The organism is Nocardia wallacei, from assembly GCF_029869545.1.
In the GTDB taxonomy this organism is placed as follows: domain Bacteria; phylum Actinomycetota; class Actinomycetes; order Mycobacteriales; family Mycobacteriaceae; genus Nocardia; species Nocardia wallacei_A.
Genome location: NZ_JARWQD010000369.1, coordinates 24,739 through 49,003, shown reverse-complemented (window position 1 = coordinate 49,003; position 24,265 = coordinate 24,739). Strand labels below are relative to the sequence as shown.

General features: G+C 71.7%; 26 protein-coding genes. 11 read left to right on the top strand and 15 right to left on the bottom strand.

Annotated features, from left to right (window positions below; translation table 11 throughout):
* Positions 1 to 72 precede the first annotated feature (72 nt).
* The 3 genes from QH290_RS33910 to QH290_RS33900 form a co-directional block, all read right to left on the bottom strand.
* The gene (locus QH290_RS33910; protein WP_280267443.1) at positions 73 to 939 is read right to left on the bottom strand and encodes an arylamine N-acetyltransferase family protein; all 867 of its coding nucleotides are present in this window, start codon (positions 937 to 939) and stop codon (positions 73 to 75) included.
* An 85-nt stretch (positions 940 to 1,024) separates the two neighbouring features.
* Complete coding sequence (locus QH290_RS33905; RefSeq protein ID WP_280387393.1) at positions 1,025 to 1,966, bottom strand: NAD-dependent epimerase/dehydratase family protein; 942 nt, start codon at positions 1,964 to 1,966, stop codon at positions 1,025 to 1,027.
* Between the two features lie 124 nt (positions 1,967 to 2,090).
* Entirely contained in the window at positions 2,091 to 3,089 is a 999-nt protein-coding gene (locus tag QH290_RS33900) for an alpha/beta hydrolase family protein (protein ID WP_280387391.1), read from the bottom strand.
* Positions 3,090 to 3,205: 116 nt separating this feature from the next.
* Here QH290_RS33900 and QH290_RS33895 point away from each other — a divergent pair, with 116 nt between their 5' ends.
* From QH290_RS33895 to QH290_RS33885, 3 genes are all read left to right on the top strand, one after another.
* The gene (locus tag QH290_RS33895; protein WP_280387389.1) at positions 3,206 to 4,102 is read left to right on the top strand and encodes an aminoglycoside phosphotransferase family protein; all 897 of its coding nucleotides are present in this window, start codon (positions 3,206 to 3,208) and stop codon (positions 4,100 to 4,102) included.
* Positions 4,103 to 4,147: 45 nt separating this feature from the next.
* Entirely contained in the window at positions 4,148 to 5,320 is a 1,173-nt protein-coding gene (locus QH290_RS33890) for a winged helix DNA-binding domain-containing protein (protein WP_280387387.1), read from the top strand.
* 419 nt (positions 5,321 to 5,739) lie between these two features.
* A complete protein-coding gene (locus QH290_RS33885; protein ID WP_280387385.1) occupies positions 5,740 to 6,159 on the top strand; it encodes a tellurite resistance TerB family protein in 420 nt (139 codons plus the stop codon).
* Between the two features lie 4 nt (positions 6,160 to 6,163).
* On the opposite strand, the gene nadC is transcribed toward QH290_RS33885, so the two are convergent.
* From nadC to nadA, 3 genes are read right to left on the bottom strand one after another with little or no spacing between them, the layout of a single operon-like run.
* The gene (gene nadC / locus QH290_RS33880) at positions 6,164 to 7,024 is read right to left on the bottom strand and encodes a carboxylating nicotinate-nucleotide diphosphorylase (RefSeq protein WP_280387383.1); all 861 of its coding nucleotides are present in this window, start codon (positions 7,022 to 7,024) and stop codon (positions 6,164 to 6,166) included.
* 31 nt (positions 7,025 to 7,055) lie between these two features.
* A complete protein-coding gene (locus tag QH290_RS33875) occupies positions 7,056 to 8,786 on the bottom strand; it encodes an L-aspartate oxidase (protein ID WP_280387381.1) in 1,731 nt (576 codons plus the stop codon).
* Between the two features lie 16 nt (positions 8,787 to 8,802).
* Positions 8,803 to 9,819 (bottom strand): quinolinate synthase NadA, encoded by a 1,017-nt coding sequence (gene nadA, locus QH290_RS33870; RefSeq protein ID WP_280267452.1) that lies wholly within the window; start codon positions 9,817 to 9,819, stop codon positions 8,803 to 8,805.
* Between the two features lie 137 nt (positions 9,820 to 9,956).
* Between nadA and QH290_RS33865 the strand changes: the two genes are divergently transcribed.
* Both QH290_RS33865 and QH290_RS33860 read left to right on the top strand, forming a co-directional pair.
* Entirely contained in the window at positions 9,957 to 10,715 is a 759-nt protein-coding gene (locus tag QH290_RS33865) for an NUDIX hydrolase (RefSeq protein WP_280267453.1), read from the top strand.
* A 64-nt stretch (positions 10,716 to 10,779) separates the two neighbouring features.
* Entirely contained in the window at positions 10,780 to 11,055 is a 276-nt protein-coding gene (locus tag QH290_RS33860; protein WP_280267454.1) for a hypothetical protein, read from the top strand.
* 15 nt (positions 11,056 to 11,070) lie between these two features.
* On the opposite strand, the gene QH290_RS33855 is transcribed toward QH290_RS33860, so the two are convergent.
* The 4 genes from QH290_RS33855 to bioB all read right to left on the bottom strand — a co-directional run bounded on the left by QH290_RS33855 (position 11,071) and on the right by bioB (position 13,684).
* Positions 11,071 to 11,607 (bottom strand): DUF1353 domain-containing protein, encoded by a 537-nt coding sequence (locus QH290_RS33855; protein ID WP_280267455.1) that lies wholly within the window; start codon positions 11,605 to 11,607, stop codon positions 11,071 to 11,073.
* Positions 11,608 to 11,692: 85 nt separating this feature from the next.
* Complete coding sequence (locus QH290_RS33850; RefSeq protein ID WP_280267456.1) at positions 11,693 to 12,370, bottom strand: DUF2567 domain-containing protein; 678 nt, start codon at positions 12,368 to 12,370, stop codon at positions 11,693 to 11,695.
* Complete coding sequence (gene bsaP, locus QH290_RS33845) at positions 12,370 to 12,579, bottom strand: biotin synthase auxiliary protein BsaP (RefSeq protein ID WP_280267469.1); 210 nt, start codon at positions 12,577 to 12,579, stop codon at positions 12,370 to 12,372. Before bsaP ends, QH290_RS33850 begins: the two co-directional genes overlap by 1 nt.
* An 85-nt stretch (positions 12,580 to 12,664) precedes the next feature.
* On the bottom strand, positions 12,665 to 13,684 hold the full coding sequence (gene bioB / locus QH290_RS33840) for a biotin synthase BioB (RefSeq protein WP_280267457.1): 1,020 nt from the start codon (positions 13,682 to 13,684) through the stop codon (positions 12,665 to 12,667).
* 104 nt (positions 13,685 to 13,788) lie between these two features.
* On the opposite strand from bioB, the gene QH290_RS33835 reads away from it, so the two are divergent.
* The 4 genes from QH290_RS33835 (at position 13,789) to QH290_RS33820 (ending at position 17,538) form a co-directional block, all read left to right on the top strand.
* Positions 13,789 to 14,373, top strand: coding sequence for a TetR/AcrR family transcriptional regulator C-terminal domain-containing protein (locus QH290_RS33835; RefSeq protein ID WP_280267459.1), 585 nt, complete (start codon positions 13,789 to 13,791; stop codon positions 14,371 to 14,373).
* A 197-nt stretch (positions 14,374 to 14,570) separates the two neighbouring features.
* Entirely contained in the window at positions 14,571 to 15,602 is a 1,032-nt protein-coding gene (locus tag QH290_RS33830) for a FecCD family ABC transporter permease (protein ID WP_280267460.1), read from the top strand.
* The gene (locus QH290_RS33825) at positions 15,599 to 16,432 is read left to right on the top strand and encodes an ABC transporter ATP-binding protein (protein ID WP_280387379.1); all 834 of its coding nucleotides are present in this window, start codon (positions 15,599 to 15,601) and stop codon (positions 16,430 to 16,432) included. The genes QH290_RS33830 and QH290_RS33825 overlap by 4 nt, the downstream gene beginning before the upstream one ends.
* A gap of 80 nt (positions 16,433 to 16,512) precedes the next feature.
* The gene (locus QH290_RS33820; RefSeq protein WP_280387377.1) at positions 16,513 to 17,538 is read left to right on the top strand and encodes an ABC transporter substrate-binding protein; all 1,026 of its coding nucleotides are present in this window, start codon (positions 16,513 to 16,515) and stop codon (positions 17,536 to 17,538) included.
* Positions 17,539 to 17,551: 13 nt separating this feature from the next.
* Here the strand turns inward: QH290_RS33820 and QH290_RS33815 are convergent, their stop codons facing one another.
* From QH290_RS33815 to QH290_RS33800, 4 genes are all read right to left on the bottom strand, one after another.
* Positions 17,552 to 18,694 (bottom strand): alpha/beta fold hydrolase, encoded by a 1,143-nt coding sequence (locus QH290_RS33815; RefSeq protein WP_280387375.1) that lies wholly within the window; start codon positions 18,692 to 18,694, stop codon positions 17,552 to 17,554.
* Positions 18,695 to 18,818: 124 nt separating this feature from the next.
* Positions 18,819 to 19,499, bottom strand: a complete 681-nt coding sequence (gene bioD / locus QH290_RS33810) for a dethiobiotin synthase (RefSeq protein WP_280387373.1) — start codon at positions 19,497 to 19,499, stop codon at positions 18,819 to 18,821.
* A gap of 44 nt (positions 19,500 to 19,543) precedes the next feature.
* Positions 19,544 to 20,734: an 8-amino-7-oxononanoate synthase gene (locus QH290_RS33805; RefSeq protein WP_280387371.1), complete on the bottom strand. Its 1,191-nt coding sequence runs from the start codon at positions 20,732 to 20,734 to the stop codon at positions 19,544 to 19,546.
* Between the two features lie 26 nt (positions 20,735 to 20,760).
* The gene (locus QH290_RS33800; protein WP_280387369.1) at positions 20,761 to 21,939 is read right to left on the bottom strand and encodes an FAD-dependent monooxygenase; all 1,179 of its coding nucleotides are present in this window, start codon (positions 21,937 to 21,939) and stop codon (positions 20,761 to 20,763) included.
* A gap of 47 nt (positions 21,940 to 21,986) precedes the next feature.
* Between QH290_RS33800 and QH290_RS33795 the strand changes: the two genes are divergently transcribed.
* Both QH290_RS33795 and QH290_RS33790 read left to right on the top strand, forming a co-directional pair.
* A complete protein-coding gene (locus QH290_RS33795; protein WP_280387367.1) occupies positions 21,987 to 22,556 on the top strand; it encodes a TetR/AcrR family transcriptional regulator in 570 nt (189 codons plus the stop codon).
* A gap of 83 nt (positions 22,557 to 22,639) precedes the next feature.
* Positions 22,640 to 22,828 carry a hypothetical protein gene (locus QH290_RS33790; protein ID WP_280387364.1) on the top strand — a complete coding sequence of 63 codons (189 nt, stop codon included), beginning with the start codon at positions 22,640 to 22,642 and terminating at the stop codon, positions 22,826 to 22,828.
* Positions 22,829 to 22,858: 30 nt separating this feature from the next.
* Here QH290_RS33790 and QH290_RS33785 read toward each other — a convergent pair whose 3' ends face one another.
* Positions 22,859 to 24,127, bottom strand: a complete 1,269-nt coding sequence (locus QH290_RS33785) for an adenosylmethionine--8-amino-7-oxononanoate transaminase (RefSeq protein ID WP_280387363.1) — start codon at positions 24,125 to 24,127, stop codon at positions 22,859 to 22,861.
* Positions 24,128 to 24,265: the final 138 nt, after the last annotated feature.

The window sequence follows — 24,265 nt, the reverse complement described above, 5'->3', positions numbered from 1 at the left end:
ACCGGTGCGCACCCGCCCGACCCTACCGGCCGACAGCGCCCCCACGCGGGAGCGCTCGCCCGCGATCCGGGATCAGTGGTACAGCCCCGGCGACGCGGCCAGCGTGGCGATGTCGGCCTCGTCGAGTTCGATGTCGAACACGTCGGCGAGCGTCTTCGGCAGTTCGGACGGCTCCAGTTCACGGGACTGCGAGCTGCCGTCCGGGTACTCCGATATCCAGGTGGTGCCGTCGATGACGTGATGCACCTCGGGCAGGAAGCGCTGCACGTACGGGCGGGTCACGAACGGCGAACGCGGGGAGGTGGAGACGAAGTGGTTGCCGACCGCGTAGTCGATGCGGTACTGCGGGGTCGTGGCGAAGGTGTAGCGCGCCAGCCAGCCCTCGCGGGCGAAGTGGTGCACCACCCACAGCTCGCTGTCGAGCTCACCGCGGGTGCGCTCCACGCGGAACCGCCACTCACCGGCCTTCACCTCGCCGCGGTCGGGGTGCATTTCCAGGGGCGCGAGCGGACCGGCGCCGAATCCCACGTCGCACAGCCACACTCGGTCGTCGTCGGCCGTGGTGACCCGCGCGATCGCGTGGGTCGCGGGCCGCAGCCCGCTGGGCGCGCCCATCTCGACGCGCGCGCTCAGGCCGGTGACACCGAAGCCGAGACGTTCCAGGGCGGCGGCGAACAGACCGACGTTCTCGTAACAGTATCCGCCGCGCCGGCGCCGGATCATCTTGTCCTGCAACGATTCCAGATCCAGGGGGATCGAGCGGCCGAGGATGATCTCCAGGTTCTCGAACGGCAGGGACGTGGTGTGGGCGTACTGCAGCTGCCGCAGCGTCTCGAGCGTCGGCGTGCGCTCGCCGGTGAACCCGATGCGGGCGAGGTACGCGTCGAGGTCGAGCTTGTCACCTTCCCAGTGATATGCCGGGTCCGCGGGCTTGTTCATCGCGCCTCCACTTCGAGTTCGTCCGATTCCGTTCCGGAACAACCGCGCTCCGCCCGAACCTGTTCCGCGTCGCGGGCGACATATGTCACCGCGAGCGCGCCAGCGTGGCGAGGCCGTCACGGAGGCTCGGCAGGGCGGGATGCCACCCCAGTTCCACCGCGGCCTCGGCGTTCGACACCCGGATCGACATGTCGAGCATCTGGCGGGCCACCAGCGGCGCGCCGAGCCGCACGAGCCGGTCCGGGAGCCGCGGTGGGGTGGGCGCGCCGATGGTCCGGGCCAGCTCGGTGAACATCGCGCCCCAGCTCGCGGGCTCGTCGTCGACGATGTTGTAGGCCGTGTCCGCGCGGCCTCGCTCCAGCGCCGCCACGGTCGCCGCCGCGGCGTCGTCGACGTGTATCCAGCCGGTCGTTCCGGTTGCCCGCCGCGGCAGCGGCAGCAACATCAGGCGCAGCATCCGCGCGAACAGGTCGGAGGCGCCCGGGCCGTAGAAGAATCCGTACCGGAGCGCGACGGACTCGATGCCGGGCGCCCGGGCGGGCAGGTCCTCGGCGGCGCGCAGGGCCGTCAGGGAGGCGTCGGCGCGGGTGCCGTCGGGCCTGCCGAATTCGGCGGCCTCGGTGACGGCCGCGGTGCCGTGGTCGCGCAGGCCGTAGCCGAGGATCAGCGACTGGGTCACAAACCGTTGCGCCCCTACGACTTTCGCGAGTTCGAGCAGATTGCGGGTGCCGGTCGTGCGCAGCTCGTTCGTCTGCCGCAGGCCCGGGCTGCGGTAGTGCGTGGGCGGGGAACGCCGGTAGGCGGTCAGCTCGTGAATCACCGCCTCGGCCCGCACGCCCTCGACCGCGCGCAGCAGCCCGGCCCGGTCCAGGACGTTCGCGACGATCGGCCGCAGCCCGAGTTCCGTGAGCCGCCGCGCGCCGCCGGGGCTGCGGGTCAGCGCGACCACCTCGTGCCCGGCCTCCCCCAGCCTCCGCACCAGCGGCCTGCCGATCGCCCCGCTCGCACCGGCCACCACCACCCGCATGATGTACCTCCCTCGCGTCGTGGGTGTACTCCCCCGACGATAGCCATCAGACGGTGTGCACGGGAGGCTGTGCGGCGGTCACCCCGGTGTCCTTCCGCCGGATGCCGCTGACGATAGCGCCCGGTCAGGCCGCGCATTTGGCGCCGGGTGGCGCCGCCGGTGCCGTGGCGATGCCGCGGGCGACGTCGACGTGGTAGTCGCGGTCTCCCCCGTCGACCGGTTCCGTGCCGCCGACCAGGCGCTCGACGACGCAGCCGCTCTCGAAGAACGCCGGGCCGATGCCGTGCTCGCCGGGTACCACCGCGCCGTTCAGGTCGCGTCCGGAGGCGATCGTGTAGAGGGAGGTGGGCTTGCCCGCGGCGGTCAGTGCCGCGCGCATCTCCAGGCTGTTGGCGTAGGGCACCAGGCTGTCGGCGGTGCCGTGCACCAGGACGGTGCGGTGCACGCCGATGCGGTCGGCCAGCAGGGCGGGCGAGCGCTCGGCGTATGCCTGCGGGCACGCCACGGGCGGGCAGCCTCCGGCGTCGCGCTCGATCTGCCCGCGGAGGTCGGGGGCCATGCGGTCGGCACCGGCCCAGGCCGTGAAAGCGTCTGCGGGACCGAAGGTGTCGACCCAATAGTCGAAAAGTCCCGGCGGCGCGTACGCCGCCGCCAGGCCGCTGGTGATGCCGCCCTGGCTCCAGCCCCACAGCACGGTGCGCGCGATCGAGGGGTGCTCGTCGCGGTACCGGCGGGTGGCGGCCAGCACGTCGTCGCGGCCCGCCCGCAGGTTCCAGTCGCCGGTGCGCCAGACGCTGTCCGCGCTGCGCATGTCCATCGTCAGCAGCGGGACCTCGGTGCGGCGCACCAGCGCGCCGAGGTAGTCCGCGAAGTCGGCGGAGGTGTTGTCGTGCCCGTGCACCGCGACCACGAGACTCCGGGCCTCCGAATCCCCCTCGGCGCAACGATAGGGCTCGTACACGCGCCCGGTGGCCGCCTCACCGTCCACGGTGAGACCCACCGGCCGCACCGCGACCCGCACCGCACACCCCGACTCGGCCGAAACACCCGGCGCCACAAGGGTTGTCGCCCCCAGCACGACGAACAACACCACCGGCACCACCCACCCACACCGCCGCCTCATCCATGCATCATCGCATCCGGGCCCGGGCGTGCCCGCCACCACGGGGATCCCGGCCGAAAGCACGCCGGGAAAGCGGCTCACGGTGAGCGGGTGGTGGGTCGGTAGTGTGAGTTCGTATGGGCGATGGGGAGATCGAGGTTGGGGTGGGGCTGGTGCGGGAATTGTTGCGGGAGCAGCATCCGGATCTGGCGGGGCTGGACCTGCGGGAGGTGGCGGGTGGGTGGGGTAATCAGACGTGGCGGCTCGGGGAGGAGTTGGCCGTGCGCGTGCAGCGCATGGATCCCGGGCCGGAGCCGCAGCTGAAGGAGCGGCGGTGGCTGCCCGTGCTGGCGCCGCGCCTGCCGCTGCCGGTGCCGATCCCGGTGCGGTTCGGGGAACCGTCCGAGCGCTTCCCCAAGCATTGGACCGTGATGACGTGGGTTCCCGGCGAACCCCTGGACCACGGCTCGATCAGCCGCGGCACCCACGCGGCCGACACACTGGCGGATTTCCTCCGGGCGCTGCACGTGGCGGCACCCGCCGAGGCGCCGACCGCGACGGATCGCGGTGGCCATCCCCGGAACCACACGGACGGCTTCGAGAACTTCCTCCGGGCCGTCGCCCCCGGCGATCTCGCCGCCGACGTCCGGGCCGTCTGGGCCGACGCCGTGGCGGCCCCGGCGTGGGACGGCCCGCCGGTGTGGGTGCACGGCGACCTGCATCCCGCGAACGTCGTCGTCGCGGACGGAACGCTCGCGAGAGTGATCGACTTCGGTGACATGTTCGCCGGCGATCCGGCGTGGGATCTCGCCGCCGCGTGGGTGCTGCTGCCCGCGGGCACCGCCGCACGGTTCTTCGACACCTACGCGCGGGCGGACGCGGCGGCGATCCGGCGCGCCCGCGGGCTGGCCGCCCTGAAAAGCCTGTTCCTGATGCTCATGGGGCACAACGGAGATCGCGGACTGCCCGGCGGCAAACCACACTGGGGACCCGCGGGCCGGGCGGCACTCGATCGTGTCCTGCAGGGCGTTTGACGCCTGCGAGACACGAGCCGCACCGCATGCGCCTAGGATTCGTTCATGCGTTCGATCGATATTGCGCAGCGGCGGGCACGGCTTGGCGTGCGGCACCTGCTGGCGCCCGCGGCCCGGTCCGGCGACGTCACCGCCGTGGCGGAGGCGATGGTGGCCCTGCACGCGACCGATCCGGCGACGGTGTTCCTGTCCGTGGCCGCGCGCGGCCGGGGGCTCGAGCCCGCGCAGGTGGAGAAGGCGCTCTACGAGGATCGGACGCTGCTGCGCATGCTGGCCATGCGCCGCACCATGTTCGTGGTGCCGGTAGATCTGCTGCCCGCGCTGCAGACCGCGGTCGCCGATGGACTGGCCATCAAGCAGCGCCGCACCTACGGCCGCTATCTGGAGCAGGCCGTCGACGGGGATGTGGCGAGCTGGCTGGCGGAGGTCGAACAGGAGACCCATCGCGAGCTGCTGGCCCGCGGCAGCGCGACCGGAGCGCAGCTGTCGGCCGCGGTGCCGCGGCTGCGCACGCAGATCGACACCGCGCCCGGCAAGTCGTACTCCAAGCCCACCAACATCACCACCTGGGTGCTGGTGATGCTCGGCTGCGCGGGACATATCGTGCGGGGCCGCCCCAACGGCAGCTGGGCCAGCAGCCAGTACACCTGGGCACCGATCGAATCCTGGCTGCCCGCAGGGATTCCCGAGATCCCGGTCGATCGGGCGCGCACCGAACTCGTGCGCCGCTGGCTGTCCACCTTCGGCCCGGCGCCCGTCACCGACCTGAAGTGGTGGACCGGATGGTCGCTCGGCGAGGTGCGAAAGTCCCTGGCGCACCTCGACATCGCCGAGGTGGATCTCGGCGGCAGCACCGGCATCACACTGGCCGATGACCTCGAACCCGTGCCCGCGCCCGAGCCGTGGGCGGCACTGCTGCCCGCGCTGGACCCCACGCCGATGGGCTGGCAGTCCCGCGACTGGTTCCTCGGCCCGCACGCCCCGGCCCTGTTCGACCGCAACGGCAATATCGGCCCGACCGTGTGGTGGGACGGCCGCATCGTCGGCGGGTGGGCGCAGCGCAAGGACGGCGAGATCGTGTGGCGGCTGCTGGAGGACGTCGGCGGCGACGCCCGGGCGCTGATCGAGGCGGAGGCCGAGCGCATGGGCGCCTGGTTCGGCGAGGTGCGCGCGATACCCCGATTCCGCACGCCGCTGGAGCGGGAGCTGACCGCCTGAACCGGATCGGTCCGCCGCCGAAAGTGGCTGTGGCCGAGATCACTCCGCGAATTCACCCGTCCGCCGCACACCGGCCGCAATCGATACCCGCCGGATGCTCGGTCGCCCGGGTCGCCCGCACCCGCGGCACGCGCACCCGGCTGTCCGGATCCCGACCCTCGCCCGCCTGGCCGTTGTGTCTCCGAAAACCTCGGTGGCACTGGACATTTCACGGGGAAAGCGATTGCCTCGACATTGCCGCCCCCGGCATCCACCGCCGCACCCGGCAACCCGCAACCGCCGCCGAACCGAGATCTCCGCGCCCCCACAACTTCCGGGGCTTTTCCTGTCGGTGATCTCTGTTAGCGTCTGCCTGTCGTTGTTCAGACCCGGTAGCGGAGACATGCGAATCACCCGGGACGACTCAGGGGGTTGGCACCATGCAGCTTGCCGGTGATGCGCACATCACACCGGATACGTTACGCCACAGTGTATTTCGCGACGCCGCCGTCGGAGTCTGCACGCTGGTGAGCGCGACCGGCGCCGCCGACCCGGCCGAGCGCAGCCGCGTGGCCGACCGGATCGGCAGCACACCCGCGCTGAACCACTTCCCGTCGCAGGAATTGCGCACCCTGTTCGAGGACAACTGGCGTCGAGTCACCCTCGATCCGGCCTTCGGCCGCGCGTACGTGCTGCAACAGGTCGCCCGTGCCACCGGTCGTCCCGCTCAGGCCCGCGCGGCGGTCCGGGTCGGGCTCGAAATCGCCGAATCGGCGGGCGAATTCGACACTCGCGAGGCGGCCGCGCTGCGCGAATGCTGCCGCGTGCTGCGGCTCGCTCCCGCCGAATTCGGGCTCTGACCGGCTACATGTCCAGTCCGAGGTCGAGCACGCGCACCGAGTGGGTGAGCGCGCCGACGGCGAGGTAGTCCACGCCGGTGCGGGCATAGTCGGCGGCGGCATCGAGCGACAACCCGCCCGAGGACTCGAGTTTCGTCCGCGGCGAGCGGGCGTCGCGGCGCTGCACCGCCGCCTGCGTGGCCCACAGCGGGAAGTTGTCCAGCAGCACCAGTTCCACGTCCTCGGCCAGCACCGCGTCGAGCTGGTCGAGGGTGTCCACCTCGACCTCGCAGGCGATCTCGGGGGCCAGCTCCCGCACCGCCCGCAGCGCCGCGACCACCGAACCGGCGGCGATCACGTGGTTGTCCTTGATGAGCGCCGCATCGCCGAGGCCCATGCGGTGATTGACCCCGCCTCCGGCCCGCACCGCGTACTTCTGCAGGGCGCGCAGGCCCGGCAGCGTCTTGCGGCTGTCGCGGATCCGGCAGTGCGTCCCGGCCACCGCCTCGACCCACGCGGCGGTGGCGGTGGCGATGCCCGAGAGATGACACACCAGGTTCAACATGGTGCGCTCGGCGGTCAGCAGGCCGCGGGTCGGCGCGACCAGGTCCAGCACCGAATCCCCGGGCGACACCCGGGTGCCGTCGGCGACCCGCTCGGTGACCTCGTAGGCGCCCGCGCCGATCACCTCGTCCAGCACGAGCAGCCCCACGTCCAGGCCCGCCACGGTCCCCTGCTGCCGCGACACCATCGATGCCTTCACCACGGCATCCGCGGGAACCGTTGCCGCCGTGGTGATATCGGGTCCGTACCGCAGATCCTCGTCCAGCGCGGTGCGGATCAGCCGCAGCACCTCGTCGCGGTCGATTTCGGCGTCCAGGGCCATTACTGCACTCCTTCGTTCCACTGCGGGGACATCAGACTCGCGACACCGCAAGGTGATCGGGCTCCCCGGCCAGCTGCGGACGGCCGTCCGGTCCGACGCGGACGGGGAGGCTGCGGCGCAACTCGTCGCGGGGCTCGGGATGATCCGAGCGGGTGTGACAGCCCCGGCTTTCGGTGCGGGCGGTCGCGGCGACCAGGAACGCACGGGCGGTCAGGGTGAGGGCCGCATCCTCGAGCGCGGTAACCACCCGCGCCGTCGCCGCGGCCTGACCCGCCTCGACCGGGTGCCGCGAATCTCCGTCCGCCCCTGTGTGTTCCGCTTCTCCCATCGCTGGACCACGGCCTTCCGACCCGTCCGGAGCACCGGCCCTCCGGCCCGGGTCACCGGTACCCACCACCGGGGACCCACCGACCGGCTCCGACAGCAACTGCAGCAGCCGCAGTACCGCCGAACGCATGCCGTCACCGTCACGGACCACCGACGCGTGCTCGGTCATCAACTCCTGCAGGGACTTCCGATCCGCGCGGGGGAAGGTGACCGCGCCCAGCTCGGTGATGCGCCCCGCGTCGCCGAGGCGCTCCGCGGCCGCGGCACCGGCCCGCTCGCCGACCACCAGACCCTCGAGCAGACTGTTGGACGCGAGGCGGTTGCCGCCGTGCAGGCCGGTCCGGGCCACCTCCCCGGCGGCGTACAGCCCGGGAACCGCGGTGCGGCCGTGCGTATCGGTGACCACGCCGCCGCACTGGAAGTGCGCGGCCGGTGCCACGGGGATGAGGTCGGCGCGCGGGTCGAGCCCGGCGTCCGCACACGACGCCGTGATCGTCGGAAACCGTTGCGCGAACCCGTCGATCATCCGCGCATCGAGATACACGTGATCGGTGCCGAGGGCGCGCATGCGCGCGGCGACCGCCCGCGACACCACATCCCGCGGCGCCAGATCGCCGAGCGGGTGCACCCCGGCGGTCACCGATTCGCCCTCCGCGTCGACGAGGACGGCGCCCTCGCCCCGCACCGCCTCGCTGATCAGCGGCCGCCGGCCGAGCCCGCCGGAGGCGAACAGCACCGTCGGATGGAACTGCACGAACTCGAGGTCGGCGACCGTCGCACCGGCCCGCAAGGCCAGCGCGATCCCGTCCGCGGTCGCGCCGGGCGGGTTGGTGCTGCACGCGTACAGCTGCCCGAGCCCGCCGGTCGCCAGCAGCACCGCCGGGGCGTGCACGACACCGAATCCCTTGTCCGACACCGCGATCACGCCGCGCACACCCTCCGGTCCGGTGACGACCTCGACCGCGGCCGCGCCGAACAGCACCGGCAGCCCGGCCGCGTTGAGCGCCCGCTGCACCTCCGCACCGGTGGCATCGCCGCCCGCGTGGATGATGCGGCGGGTGCTGTGCCCGCCCTCGCGGGTGCGCGAGATCTCGCCGTCGCGGCCCAGGTCGAACACCGCGCCGAGATCGGTGAGCGCCGCCACCGCGTCCCGGCCGCCCGCGACGATGGAACGCACCGCCTCCGGGTCGCACAGGCCCGCACCCGCCGACAGTGTGTCCTGCAGGTGCGCGTCCACCGAATCACCGTGCGGCGCAACGACGGCGATGCCGCCCTGGGCGTACTGCGTGGAGGTGTCGGCCGGGCCGCCCTTGCTCAGGGTCAGCACCCGCAGCCCCCGCAGCGAGGCGGTGCGGGCGGCGGTGAGACCGGCGACGCCGCCGCCGATCACCACCAGGTCCGCGTCCGCCTCCCAGCCGATCGACGGGATACTCATCGCGCGGACGCCCTGTTCACTCGCCGCCGCCGGAATTGCCGATGGCGATCATCCGCCGCACCGAAGTGCGGCCCAGCGCGGCGGTTTCCGGATCCACGTGCACCTCGTCGCGGTTCTCCACCAGGCAGCGCAGCAGCGCCGCGGGGGTGATCATCTTCATGTACTTGCAGGAGGCGCGGTCGTTGACGGCCTGGAAGTCGATTCCCGGTGCGGCCCTGCGTAATTGGTGCAGCATACCGACCTCGGTGGCGACCAGCACCTGGTTCGACCTCGCCGCCCGGGCGGCGTCGATCATGCCGCCGGTGGACAGGATGTGCACCCGGTCGGCCGGGAAGGCACCCTCACCGGCCAGGTACAGCGCCGAGGTGGCGCAACCGCATTCGGGGTGCACGAACAGCTCCGCGTCCGGGTGGCTGCGCGCCTGCTCGGTCAGCTCGTCGCCGTTGATGCCCGCGTGCACGTGGCATTCACCGGCCCAGATGTGCATGTTCTCCCGTCCGGTCACGCGCTTGACGTGCGCGCCCAGGAACTGGTCGGGCAGGAACAGCACCTCGCGATCGGGGTCGATGGAGGCGACCACATCGACGGCGTTCGACGAGGTGCAGCAGATGTCGGTCAGCGCCTTCACCGCGGCGGTGGTGTTCACGTACGAGACCACCACGGCCCCGGGATGTTCGGCCTTCCACGCGCGCAGGTCGTCGGCGGTGATGGAGTCGGCCAGCGAGCAGCCCGCCCGCTGGTCCGGGATCAGCACGGTCTTCTCGGGGCTGAGGATCTTGGCCGTCTCCGCCATGAAGTGCACGCCGCAGAACACGATGGTGTCCTCGGGCGCCTCGGCCGCGATGCGCGACAGCGCCAGCGAGTCACCGACGTGGTCGGCGACGTCCTGGATCTCGGGCAGCTGGTAGTTGTGCGCCAGGATGGTCGCGTTGCGCTCGCGCGCGAGGCGCTTGATCTCCTGCACCCACTCCGGGGTGGCCTCCACTCCCGAAAACCCCGACGGCCCGTCCGTAACGCGCCCGGCAAACGTCATAGGCCCGCCCGTCGCCCGGCCACCACCCCTCAACGTATCGCTCCGCGATGCTGCGTACATGGGCATGGCTCCTTCCTCATGCGCTCGGCAGCCTCGCCGATTCGCATCCACCAGGTTTTCGACTTACAATCGAAAACGTGGCCCATAGTAGCACCATTCACGAATCGCTCACCGCGGTGTTCCAGGTTCGTCGCTTCTCCGACACCATCTCCGCAGGTCAGGCGGCCAGCGCACCGGTGGACCCGGAGTCGCCGCGGTGCGCACCGGGCTGGCACACCGAATTGGCGGTGCTGCTGTGGGAGCGGGCCATGGAGCCCCAGACCGGCACCTGGTCGCTACCCGGGGGCCGCCTGCGCGACGACGAGGATCTCGACGTCTCCGCCCGCCGCCAGCTCGCCGAGAAGGTCGACGTGCGCGAGCTGTGGCATATCGAGCAGCTGTCGGTCTTCAGCGATCCGGACCGCGTGCCCGGCCCGCGCCGCATCGCCTCGGCCTATCTCGGCCTGATACCCCTGTCGGCCGATCCACATCTGCCGCCGGACACCCGATGGCATCCGGTCGCGTCGCTGCCGAACATGTCCTTCGACCACGGCACGGTCGTCCATCACGCCCGCACCAGGCTGGCGGCCAAGCTGTCCTACACCAATATCGCCTTCGCCCTGGCACCTTCGCGCTTCACCATGTCGACGCTGCGGGAAATCTATTGCGCCGCTTTGGGATACGAGGTGGACACCACCAACCTGCAGCGAGTCCTCAGCCGCCGCAAGGTGATCACGCCGACCGGCGAAACCAGCTCCCCCGGGAAATCGGGCGGGCGGCCCGCGGCGGTCTATCGCTTCAGCGACGACGAGATCCGCGTGACCGACGAATTCGCCGCCCTGCGGCCGCGCGGTTGAATCTTCTATCTAACCTCCGTTTGATGTACCGTTACTTAACGGCACGTTACATTCAGGAGGTGCAATGCTCGGTCTGGAACGCCGGCTCGGCCGGCGCCATCGGTCAGGTCTGGAACACCGGCTCACCCAGCTCATCGAGGAGGCCAGAAGCTCGGGCGACTCCGCGACCGTCGAACGGGTCAGCGGACTGCGGCGTGCCCTCGGGGCCCTGGACCAGGAACTCGCGACCGCGACCGGCCCCGCCGAGCGGCGCCACGAACTCGGCAGACTGCGCCGCGAGGTCGGGCTACTGCTCGCCGATGCGCACGCCCGCGCCGTACTGGCCCGCGATTTCGGCTGAGCCGGTGCGGCGGGCTCAGGCTGTCATCCGCACCCGCGGCTTGGGCGGGGGCGCCGCGGTGCGGCCCGCCACGCGTCCGACCACCCAGAACACCGCCTCCACCACCCAGAACAGCAGCAGCCACAGTTGGACCACGAGCACCGGGATCGCCAGGAACACCGCGGACGGGATCGCGATGAGCAGGAACAGGGCGATATCGCCGGGGCTCGCGCCGCGCAGCCCGGACCCCAAACGCACTGCGGCCCACATCATCCAGCGCTGCGGGACCGAGACTCCGGTCTCGCGCAGGGCGCGCCGGAACAACCCGTCGGCATCCGCCTGGCTCACCTCGTCACCGCGGGACAGATAATCGTGCAGGATGGCGGCGCGGGTGAAGGCGCCGTAGCGCGGCACCAGCCACACCAGGGCGCGCGGCACCGACGCGAAGTCGGTGCGGAATCCGGCGGGAACCACGAAAGTCTGGTGCTCGCCCCGATATTCGATGGGCTGGCAGATGCGCCAGGACTCGGCGTCGACCGCCTCGACGACCGGTCCGGCCCCTATGAACCCCACGGCCCGCCGCCTTTCCGAAGGTGCTGTGCCCTCAGATTACGGCGCGGCGGGAAACCTTCGGCAACGGTTCGGCCGCGGGCGGGCGTCAACGCGGCGAACCGGTGTCGACGCCCTGCAGCGGGCCGAGCTGCACGCCCTGTGAGACCGGCGTGCCGTACGGCCCGTAGGTGACGTCGGAGGCGTAGGGCCGCGTGCCGTCGGGCGCCGCGTCGGCGCTCCCACCGCCCGAGCCCAGGTCCTCGGAGGTGCTCAGCGCGGCCAGCACCAGCACGACCAGCGAGGCCACCGCCGGCTGCACGAGCAGCTGGGTCCACCCCGTGGCCTCCGACGGCAGGATCGCCGGGGCCAGTTCGACGATGGCCCGGACCGGCGGATTCGACGCGCGCGGATGCAGCAGTCCCGCCACCTGATCGCCGACCCAGGACATCACCCAGGCACCGGCCAGCGACCCGAACAGCAGACCCGTCTGCAGCAGCGGGCCACGCAGCCGGCGCACCCGCCACACGGCCGCGGCGCTCAGCAGCCCGGCGATCGCCCCGGCACAGACGAAGATCGCGACGGCATCGAACCGGTGCGCGCTCTCCCCCGGCAGCGCCGTGCCCCGGCCCGGCTCCACCACGAGCACCTTCTCGACGGGCGCCAGCGCACCCCACACCGCGCCGCCGATCGCGCTCACCAGCAACACCGCCGCCATCACCCACAGCACGGCGCGCAGCTCGCGGCGCCGGGCATCCGTCGGCACGGCGGTGCTCTGATGCGCCATCAACGACGTTCCAGGCTCGTGGAATCCACGACCCCGTGCCGGGAGCACTTCGCCCACCAGCCGTCGGGGCTCACCTGCACCACCATGCGACGCCCGCAATGCTCACAGAACCGCGGCGGCTCCAGACCCAGCAGTGCGGCCGCGGGGACCGCATCGTCCAGATTCGGCACCACCCGCTTACCCGTGAACGGGTTGTAGCGCTCTTCCATGATGTCCACGACCACCTCGAAAAGTGCAGCTCCTGGGCTGCCGACAATACCTGAACGGCACCGGGACGCGGTGCAGGCGGGGCGATTACAGCGTCTCGTTGAGCGCCTTGATCGGCATCTTCAACTCGCCGAGCAGATCCAGATCCTGCTCGGCGGGGCGGCCCAGGGTGGTCAGGTAGTTGCCGACGATGACGGCGTTGATGCCGCCGAGGATGCCCTTCTTGGCGCCGAGATCGCCGAGGGTGATCTCGCGGCCGCCCGCGAAGCGCAACATGGTGCGCGGCAGCGCCAGCCGGAACGCGGCCACGGCGCGCAGCGCGTCGGCGGCGGGCAGCACCTCGAGGTCGCCGAACGGCGTGCCCGGGCGCGGGTTGAGGAAGTTCAGCGGCACCTCGTCGGGCTCCAGCTCGGCCAGGTTGGCCGCGAATTCCGCACGCTGCTCCAGGGTTTCGCCCATGCCGAGGATGCCGCCGCAGCACACCTCCATGCCCGCCTCGCGGACCATGCGCAGGGTGTCCCAGCGCTCCTCCCAGGTGTGCGTGGTGACCACGTTCGGGAAGTGCGAACGCGAGGTCTCGAGGTTGTGGTTGTAGCGGTGCACGCCCATCGCGGCCAGCTGATCGACCTGCTCCTGGGTGAGCATGCCCAGCGAGCAGGCCACCTGGATGTCGACCTCGTTGCGGATCGCCTCCACGCCCGCGGCGACCTGCGCCATCAGCCGCTCGTCCGGACCGCGCACGGCGGCGACGATGCAGAATTCGGTGGCGCCGGTCTTGGCGGTCTGCTTCGCCGCCTCCACCAGGCTCGGAATATCGAGCCACGCGGCGCGCACCGGGGACTGAAAGAGCCCGGACTGCGAACAGAAGTGGCAGTCCTCCGGGCAGCCGCCGGTCTTGAGCGAGATGATGCCCTCGACCTCGACCTCCGGTCCGCACCACCGCATGCGCACCTCGTGCGCCAGCTCGAGCAGCTCCTCGAGCCGTTCGTCGCCGAGGCGCAGCACCTCGAGGGTCTGCTGCTGGTCGAGGCCGACGCCGCGGTCGAGCACCTGCTCGCGGGCGATCGCCAGAATGTCGGTGGCTGTCCTGACGGGTGCCTGGGTCATGCGCACGAATCCCTTCGTCCGGCCGGGTCGGCCGTGCAACTTGAACGGTGTTCAGGCTAGGGTAGCGTGGGACGCGAGTCAAAGCACGAAAGGGTTGTCGCCAAGTGCAACTGCATCGCACGGACGTCGTCGACGGCGCCATCGCCATCCTCGACCAGTACGGCCTGGCCGATCTCACGATGCGGCGGCTGGCGACCGCACTGCACGTGCAGCCCGGCGCGCTGTACTGGCACTTCCCCAACAAGCAGGCCCTGCTGGGCGCGGTCGCCGACCGCATCCTGGCGCCACTGGACGAGGCGGTCGCCGCCGAGGAATGGTCCGCGCAGGTCGGCGAGCTGGCGCACCGGATGCGCTCGTGCCTGCTCGCCTACCGCGACGGCGCCGAACTGGTGTCGGCCACCTACGCCTCCCGCCTCACCACGAGCAAGGGCCGCGAGCGCGTGGCCGGGGCCCTGATCCGCGGCGGCATGACCCGCGAGGAGGCCGACCTGGCCGCCTACACGCTGCTGTACTACGTGCTCGGCGAGACCGTGGACGAGCAGTCGCGGATGCAGATGGATTCGGCGGGCGCGCTGGCGGAGGAGTCGTCGCCGCTGTACGAGAACACCAGCGCCACCGACCGTTTCGACTTCGGCCTGCAGCTGTTCCTCGGCGGCGTGCGCCATCTGCTCGGCAGCCGGGTGCGCTGACCCGATGCCGACGGCATAGAACCGGACTGTAGAGTTCGTTTCCGTCCCTGCCGGCGAGTGCGGGAATCCGGTGCAAATCCGGAACGGTCGCGCCACTGTGACTGCGGGCGGCACCCGGGGGGTGCGCCGCGGAAGTCAGACCTCCCTCGCCCGGCACAGCTCTGTAGAGGTCGCGAGGTGCCCATGGAGTATCGGCGATGATCCGCGCGCGGGTCTCGGTGGTAATCCCCGTCGTCACGGCGGCGTTGGCGGTCGCCATGGTCGCGGCGACCGGGTTCGGCGCCGAAAACCTGCCCATCGCAACGGTATTCGAGGTGTTGCGGGGTCATGTCACGGGTGCCTCCGGAGCCGATCCGGGCGTCGACACCATCGTGTGGGAGCTGCGGGTGCCGCGGACGGTGCTGGCCGCCGTCGTCGGAGCGGGCCTGGCGCTGGCGGGCGCGGCGATGCAGACGCTGGTGCGCAATCCGCTCGCCGATCCGTATCTACTCGGGGTGTCCTCCGGGGCCGGGGTCGGCGCGGCCGCGGTGATCACCTCCGGACTGTTCGCCGGGGCGGGCGTGTGGGCGCTGTCGGGCGGCGCGCTGGCCGGGGCCTTCGTCGCCGCGGCGCTGGTCTTCGCGGTCTCGGTGGCGCAGGGCGGGCTCACCCCGCTGCGGCTGGTGCTGACCGGTACCGTTCTCGGCTCGGCGTTCGCGGCCCTGAGCAGCTATCTCATCTTCCGCAGCGCGGATCCGGCGGCCGCGCAGTCGGTGCTGTTCTGGCTGCTGGGCAGCCTGGCGGGCGCGGACTGGACGCGAATCGCGCTGCCCGCGTGCGTGGTCGGCGCGGCGGCGGTCGCGCTGCTGGCGGCCAGCGGGTGGCTCGATGCCCTGAACCTCGGCGCCGATACCGCGGCGTCGGTGGGAGTTCCGGTGCGCGCCTTGCGGATCGCGCTGTTCGCGGGGCTGGCGATCCTGGTCGGGGTGCTGGTGGCGGTCTCGGGCGGCATCGGATTCGTCGGGCTGGTGGTGCCGCATGCGGCCCGGCTGCTGGTCGGGTCGCCGCATCGGGCGTTGCTGCCGGTCTGCGCGCTGTGCGGGGCGCTGTTCCTGGTGGTGGCCGACGCGGCGACCCGGGTTCTGGTGCGGCCCACCGAGATTCCGGTGGGCGTGCTGACCGGGCTGATCGGTGCGCCGGTATTCCTGCTGCTCATGGGGCGGCGGCGGTACAGGTTCGGTGCGGCATGAGTGCGGGCACACGCCCCGGGGCCGACCGGTCCTGCCCGGTGAACACCTCTGCCGCCGTCCTCGAGACGCGCGGCCTCGGTTGTGGCCCCGGACGACGGGCGGTACTCGACGAGGTGTCCTTCACGGTCCGGGCCGGTGAGACCATCGGCATCGTCGGGCCGAACGGCAGTGGAAAGACCACACTGCTGCGCACGCTGGCCGGGCTGCTGCGACCTCATCACGGCAGCGTGCTCGCCGATGGGCAGAACCTGCACCGGCTTTCGCCGCGGCGGCGGGCCCATACCGTCGCGCTGGTCGCTCAGGACGAGCAGCCGCCCGACGATCTGCGCGCCGGTGAGGTGGTGGCGCTGGGCCGCACGCCGTATCTGCCGCCGTGGGGTCCGGGCGGGCCCCGGGAGCGACGGGCCGTCGAAAGTGCCCTGCACGCAGTGGATCTCGACGGTTTCGCCGACCGCCCGGTGCACCGGATGTCCGGCGGGGAGCGGCAGCGGGTGCTGCTGGCCCGGGCGCTGATCCAGTCCACTCCGCTGCTGCTGCTCGACGAGCCGACCAACCACCTCGACATCACCCACCGGCTGGCGCTGCTCGAGCTGGTGCGCACCCTGGACCGGACCGTCGTGCTGGCGCTGCACGATCTGACCCTGGCCGACCGCTACTGCGATCGTGTGCTGGTGCTGCACGAAGGCCGGGCGAGCGCGCTGGCACCGCCGGAAACCGCCCTGGCCCCCGACACGCTCAGCGCCGTATTCGGGGTACGGGCCGCTCGCGTGCGCCATCCCGGAACCGGTGCGGTTCATCTGCTCCTCGACGCGGAGGCCGGATCCTCATGACGTTCCGGCGCCCCTGGGCCGTGTCACGCGAACATACTGTGCCGCAACCGAATCCCGCCCGGTGCGGCAGAAAGGCAACAATGAGACGCGCAACCCTGGTACCCGCCCTGCTGGCAGCCGTCCTGCTCGCGACCGCCTGCGGATCATCGCCCGCGGCGCAGGGCAACCTGACCGTCCGCAACTGCGGCGAGGAGGTGCGGTTCCCCGCGCCCGCGCAACGTCTTTTCGTCAACGACAGCAATATGATCTCGATGGCGCTGGCCCTGGGCGCCCAGGATGCGATCGTCGCGGTCTCGAGCATGAACCGCGACGCCGAGACCCTGCGGCGGCACTACGGCGAGGCCGTCGATCGCCTGAAAGAGGTTGCGCCCCAGAAACCCTCGCGGGAGACCATCGTGGCCCAGCACCCCGACGTCATGGTCGCGGGCTGGAACTACGGCTACTCCGAAACCACCGACGTCAACCCGGAGTCGTTGCGCAAGAACGGCATCGCCGCCTATGTCCTGACCGAGAGCTGTCGCCGGGGCGGCGGCGACGGAGCCCGCGGGGTCGTCGAACCGTGGACGGCGTTGCGGACCGACCTGGACAATCTCGGCGCGATCACCGGCCGCACCGAGCAGGCCGCGGGCCTCATCGCGGATCTGGATCGGCGGCTGGAGGCGCTGCGCCGGGCGCCGCAGCCACCGCGCCGCCCGAACATCTTCGTCTTCGACAGCGCCAGCGACACCCTGTTCTCCAGCGGCAAATTCGGTGGGCCGCAGGCGATCCTGGACGCGGCGGGCGCGCGCAATGTGCTCGACGACGTGAACGACACCTGGACCAAGGTCTCGTGGGAGCGACTGGCCACCTCCGATCCGGACGCCATCGTCTTCGTCGACTATCCGCCGCAATCGTTCCAGGAGAAGGTCGACCTGCTGCGCGCCAAGCCGGGCATCAACCAGCTCCGCGCTGTTACCGAACAGCGTTTCCTCAACCTGCCCTACGCGCTGTGGACCAGCGGCCCGCTCAATATCGACGCCGCCGAGCAGATCCGCGCGCAGCTGGAGCGCTGGAATCTGCTGCCGCCCTCGGATATTCGGCCCCGGGCCGACGACACGGTGCGCTGAGACCGGACCGGCCTCACCGGGCCGAGACCTGCTCCTGGCTGCGCACCAGCCGCACGAACGGCACGACCTGTTGCTCGATCACCTTGTTGTACTCCCCCGGCTGCTGCCTCGGGTTGGCGTGCCCGGTGCCGCGCGTGAGCACGACCAGCAATGTCCCGTCCACCCCGCCCGCCCGCTCGATCAGCACGCGATGGGTGGCCTCGACATCGACGACCGGGTCGCGCTCCGGATTGTGCGGGCGGACGAAGGCGATCGCGGGGCGCGGCTTACCGCGTGCGGGTTTGGCCAGCACGCGCAGGTCGTCGGCCGCGCCGCCCGCCACGATCGCCCGGAACTGCGACTCGATCAGGCCGTTGCTGGCCGCGTCCCGGTTGGCGATCTTCTGGCGCAGCACATCCTCGACCGCGTCGCGCAGCTTGTCGATGCGGATACCGGGCGGGAAGGTGGACCGGTCGACGAAACGCTCACGGCGGGCGTAGGTTTCGGCGATGAACCGCAGGCCGCGGCTCTCCCGCGTCCCGGGCAGCCAGCCGGTCCAGCGCAGCAGATCCTCGCCCTGATCGCGGCTCTCCGGGCGGACCGCGTTCAGGTCCACCGGCGTGCAGTCCAGCAGGATTCCGGCCAGGGTCTTGGTGCTGTCGGCGTGGATGTGCTTGCCGATCTCGAGGGCGATGACCCCACCCATGCTGTGCCCGACCAGCACCACGTTATCGATCCGCGCGGCATCGGTGACCTTGATGATGAGATCGCCGATCACCTTCGTATCGATACCGGAGTTGTCGTAGCGCACCGCCCACACCGAACCCAGCCGGGTCAGCGACGGCAGGGCGCGCGCGGTCTCGGTGGCATCCAGCGTGCCCAGGCCGGTCAGGTCGAAGACCGCGGTATTGCGGGCCTCGGGCGCGGGGGCGGCGATCGGCAGCACCGCGGGCTCGGTTCTGGCCAGCCGCGCCCGCTCGGGCCCGACATCGACGGCCATGTACTGGGCGAACGCCACGAGCAGCACCAGCGGAACCAGCGCGAACCCCAGCAGCACCTTCCGCGTGCGCCGCAGCCGCACCCAGCCGTGCCCCGGCCGCGTCTCGGCCAGCCGCGCCCTCCGCCGCGCATCATCGAAGTCCGCGACGGTCGACGGGTGCCGATCCTCCAAACGCATCCTCACCCACTGTAGGACCGATCGCCGCCCCACCCATTTCACGCACCCCCTCCCCATTCCCGCACCCCCTGCAAGGCCCTGCAGGGGGTGCGGGATCAGACAAGGCGTGCGTGAATCGGTGGGGTCAGGCGAGGTGGTGGGTGCGCCAGTGGGGGAGGAACCAGTCGGGGGCGGTGGTGGCGAAGCGGTGGGGCTGCCAGTGGGCTACGCCCTGGGGGACGATGCCGACGATCTCTTCGCCGGTGATCTCGGGGAGGTCGATGCGGTTGCATTCCTCGGCGAGGCCCGGGGCGATGGGCCACGATCCGATCACCAGGCCCGCGCAGGGCACGCCCGCCGCCGACAGCGTGCGGGTGGTGAGTTCGGTGTGGTTGAGGGTGCCCAGCCCGGCGGCCGTGACCACCAGCACGGGGGCGCCCAGCTTCTGCGCGAGCTCGAGCACCGTGAATTCGCCCAGCCGGACCAGCAATCCGCCCGCGCCCTCCACCAGGGTCAGATCCGCGTCGGCCAGCGAGTCGATCGCGGCGACCGTCTCCCCGAGCGTCAGCAGCGGCTGCCCGGCCCGGCGCGCCGCGGTATCCGGCGCCAACGGGTCGGGGTACCGGGCCAATTCGAGCGTGCGCGTGACACCGGCGAGCCGCTCGACCTCGGCGAGATCACCCGGTTCCCCCGGACCCATACCGGTCTGTGCCGGTTTGCAGACCGCCACGGACCGGCCCGCCGCCGACGCCGCGGCCGCCAACGCCGCCGTCACCACCGTCTTCCCAACCTCCGTCGAGGTCCCCGTCACAATCAGCACACTCACACTCGTACCACCTTTCCCGCACCCCTTGCGCGTTCTCGCACCGGTTACCAGGCCCTGCAGGGGGTGCGGGAACATGCAGGGGGTGCGGGATCGGGGTGGCCTGTCGGGCGGGCCTCGGCCAGGACGGTGCCGAGAACCTGTGCGACGGTGTTCATTTCGGCATCGTCGAGGTTGGCGCGGGCGGTGAGGCGGAGCCGTGAGGTGCCCTCCGGAACCGATGGCGGGCGGAAGCAGCCCACGCTCAGCCCGCGGGCGCGGCATGCCTGGGCGGCGTCGTGGGCGACCTGCGCCTCGCCGAGCACCACCGAGACCACGGCCGAATCCGGTTGTGGCACACCGGCGATCCGCGCGATCGCGGCGGCCCGCTCCAGGACGCGACCCGCCATCGCGGGCTCGCGGCGCAGCAGCCGCAGGGCGGCCCGCGCCGCGCCGACGGCGGCCGGGGCCAGGCCGGTGTCGAAGATGAAGGTGCGCGCCGCGTCGACCAGGTGGGCCCGCACGCGATCGTCGGCGAGCACCACACCACCTTGCGCGGCAAGGGCTTTCGACAGCGTCGCGGTGATGACCAGGTCCGGCGCACCGGCCAGGCCGAGTTCGTGCACCAGCCCGCGCCCGCCGTCGCCGCGCACCCCGATGCCGTGCGCCTCGTCGACGATCAGCACCGCGCCGTGCGCCCGCACCACCCGATGCAGGTCCGCCAGCGGCGCGAGATCCCCGTCGGCGCTGAACACCGAGTCGGTGAGTACCACCGCCCGCTCCTCGGTGCGCGCGGCCAGCAGCCGGTCCACGGCGGCGACGTCGCGATGCGGCGCGATCTCCACCCGCGCGCGCGAGAGGCGGCAGGCATCGACGAGCGAGGCGTGGCTGCCCGCATCCGACACCACCAGCGCGCCGCGGCCCGCCAGCGCCGTCACCACCCCGAGATTGGCGGCGTACCCCGAGGCGAACACGAGCCCCGACTCGGCGCCGACGAACTCCGCGAGCTCGCCCTCGAGCTGCTCGTGCTCGACGGTCGTCCCGGTCACCAGCCGCGATCCGGTGGAGCCCGCGCCCCATTTCCGCACCGCCTCGATCGCGCCCTCGATCACCTCGGGATGCCGCGACAGCCCCAGGTAGTCATTGGAGGCCAGGTCGATCAGCCCGGTCTCCGGCGCCCGCGGCCGCAATTCGCGCCGCAGCCCGGCCCGCACCCGCTCCCCGGCCCGCACATCCAGCCAACCCAACGGATCACTCACAGCACAGCAGCATACTTGAACGCCGTTCAGGACGGGGCGCCGGGGAGGCGCCAGTCGAGGATCGGGGCCAGCGCACCCAATCCGGCTCGTCCCGGAGTCAGGCGAACGACGGTGTCGCGCAGCATCGTTGCGGGTGGCCAGGACCATTGAGCCACCGCGCCGACGCGGCGGGAGCGCCGGACGATGGCCTGTGTGTGCGGGCGGCGCAGGCGGTCATAGGTCGTCAGGGCCGTTTCGATCGGGTGACGGTCGAGCAGCGCGACGAGCGCGGCGGCGTCCTCGAGCGCCTGGTTCGCTCCCTGGCCGACGTTCGGCGTCATGGCGTGGGCGGCGTCGCCGAGCAGCGCGATGCGATGCCGGACGAAGGTCCGCAACGGGGGCAGGTCGTAGATGTCGTGGCGCAGCACGGCCTCCGGGTCGACCGCGTCGAGCAGCGCGGGGATCGGATCGTGCCAGGCGCCGAATCGCCGTCGCACCTCCGCCCATTCGCCGTCCGGGCTCCACTCGCCTTCCGGGGCGTTGACGGCGCCGTAGATGTAGACGCGACCATCCGTCAGCGGGACAACACCGAAACGCTCACCGCGGCCCCAGGTTTCACCACCGCTGTGCAGTTTCGGCACGGGCCGGGTGACCATCCGCCAGACCGTGTACCCCGCGTACTCCGGCCCGCGCGCCCGCGGGCACACCGCGTCGCGCACCCGGCTGCGCAGCCCGTCCGCGCCGACCACCAGGTCGGCCTCCGACACGCCCTCGCTGTGTGCGACCCGCACCCGGCCGCCGTGGTCCTCGACTCCGGTGACCGTGACACCGAGGCGTAGCGCGTCGGCGGGCAACGCATCCCGCAGAATGCGGAACAGGTCGGCCCGGTGGATGACCACCATCGGGCCGTACCGCCGGGCCAGCTCGGCGGTGTCGGTCTTCGACATCCACCGCCCCGCCCGATCGCGGACCCCGCCCTCGGTCTCGACCATGGCCCGGGCCCGCACCCGCTCCCCCACCCCCAGCGCATCGAGCGCCCGAACCCCGTTGGGCCACAACCCCAGACCCGACCCCGCATCCCCCGCCACCGCGGCGCGCTCGAGCACCTCGACCCGCCAGCCCCGCCGCGCAAGTCCGATGGCGGCGGCCAGCCCGCCGATGCCGCCGCCGACCACGATCGCCCGCCCGGTAGCTCCCATGACACCCTCCACTACAGCTGTAGTCATCGTCCAACTACAGTTGTAGTTCAGGCGCCGACGAAAGGGAACCGATCGTGACCGAGACCGCAGACCGACGTGCCCTGCTCGCCGATGCGGCGATCCGGACGCTGGCCCGGACGGGCATGCGGGGACTCACGCACCGCGCGGTCGACCAGGCGGCCGGGCTGCCGGAGGGCTCGTGCTCCAACCATTTCCGCACCCGTCAGGCACTGCTCGCCGCGGCGGTCGACCGGCTCGCCGCCCACGACCTCGACGAGACGATCGGCCCGCTGCCGACCGACCCCGACGAGATCGCCGGTGTCATCGCCGATCTCGCCGTGCGGTGGATCACCACCGAGCGGGTGCGCATGCTGGCCCGCTACGAGCTCGCCCTCGAGTCGACCAGGCGGCCGGAACTGCGAAACACGCTGGCCGACGCGGGATCCCGGATCCGCCGACCGGCCGAGCAGCTGCTGGCGGCGCTCGGCAGCCCCGACCCGGTACCCCAGGCACACGCCTTCGTCGCCTGCCTGGACGGTCTGGTATTCGACCACCTGGCCGGGGCGGGGACCCTCGAGCTGACCCGAGATCGATTGCACGACATCGTGCGAACCCTGTTGCGCGCCTTCACCACTCGCGCCTGACCGCTGGCGTCCCCAGCCCGTGTCGCGCGCCCCCTTACCACCCCACCGAGCCGTGTTCGCCGCGATCTGGCAGCATCGCGCGCATGAGTGTCACCCATGCCGTGCTCGCCCAATCCGCCGAAGCCGCCCAGTATTACGAGGCGGCGAGCCTGCTGAAGAAGGTCCGCGACGCGGTACTGGTCTTCCTGCTCGTCATCTTCGTGATCGGAGTGCTGGTCGGCGGATTCGTCGGGTACGCGATCGGCAAGGCGGTGGAACGCGCCCGGCACTGACCACCGGAACGTGCTGCCGCCCTGCCGGACTCACGCGGCAGCGGCGGCGACCACGGCGGCGGCGATTCTCGCGACATCCTCGCCACTGCTGATGAACGGCGGCATCGTGTAGATCAGGTTGCGGAACGGCCGCAACCACACGCCCGCCTCGACGGCCGCATGCGACGCCTTGCGCATATCCACCGGGCGATCGAGTTCCACGACACCGATCGCGCCACGCACCCGGACCTCCACCACGCCCGGAACCTCGTGTGCGGCAGCGAGTCCCGCGGTCAGCCCCGCCTCGATCCCGGTCACCTCCGCCGCCCAGTCGCGCGAGAGCAGCAGCTCGATCGAGGCGACCGCGACCGCGCAGGCGAGCGGATTGCCCATGAACGTCGGCCCGTGCATCAGCCCACCGTGCCCGGCGCTGATGGTTTCGGCGATCTCCGCGGTGCACAGCGCGGCCGCGAGCGTCAGGTACCCGCCGGTGAGCGCCTTGCCCAGGCACAGCACATCCGGCCGCACGCCCACCCGATCGGCCGCGAAAAGCGTTCCCGTGCGGCCGAATCCGGTGGCGATCTCGTCGAAGACCAGCAGCACCCCGTGCTCGTCGCACAGCCGACGCAGCTCGTTCAGATAGCGCGGATGGTGGAACCGCATACCGCCCGCGCCCTGCACGATCGGTTCCACGATCACCGCCGCCATCTCCTCGGCGTGCGCCGCGAACAGGCGCTCGAGTTCCCGGACATACTCGGGCTCATAGTCTTTCGGCGGCATCGGCGCGAAGATCTGCTCGGTCAGCACGTCGGTCCACAGCGCGTGCATGCCGCCCTCGGGGTCGCACACGCTCATCGGCGTGAACGTGTCGCCGTGATACCCGCCGCGCCAGGTGAACAGCCGCCGCTTGCCCGGCCGACCCCGCGCCCGCCAGTACTGCAGGCACATCTTCGCCGCGACCTCCACCGATACCGATCCGGAGTCGCACAGGAACACCTTGTCGAGGCCGTCCGGGGTGATCTCGACGAGGAGCCGGGCCAGCCGCGCCGCCGGTTCGTGGGTCAGCCCGCCGAACATGACGTGGCTCATCCGCTGCGCCTGCGCCGCCAGCGCCGCGTCCAGCACCGGGTGCCGGTAGCCGTGCACCGCGGCCCACCACGAGCTCATCCCGTCGATCAACTCCCGGCCGTCGGCCAGGGTCAGCCGGGTTCCGGAGGCGGACGCGACGACCAGCGGTTCGGTGCTGGCCGGAAAGCCCCCGTAGGGGTGCCAGACGTGGGCGGCGTCGAGGGCGGTGATCTCGTCGGGAGTGAGGTCCACGGGAATCCTTCGCGCAGGCGTCTTGAACGCCGTTCAAGTTACCACGAGGCGGCGCGGCGGCGGCGAAACCCGTGCGCCGGGCCCGGCGGTGGGCTAACCTTTGACTCAGTCAAACGACTGTCGGCCGCCCGGCCGATA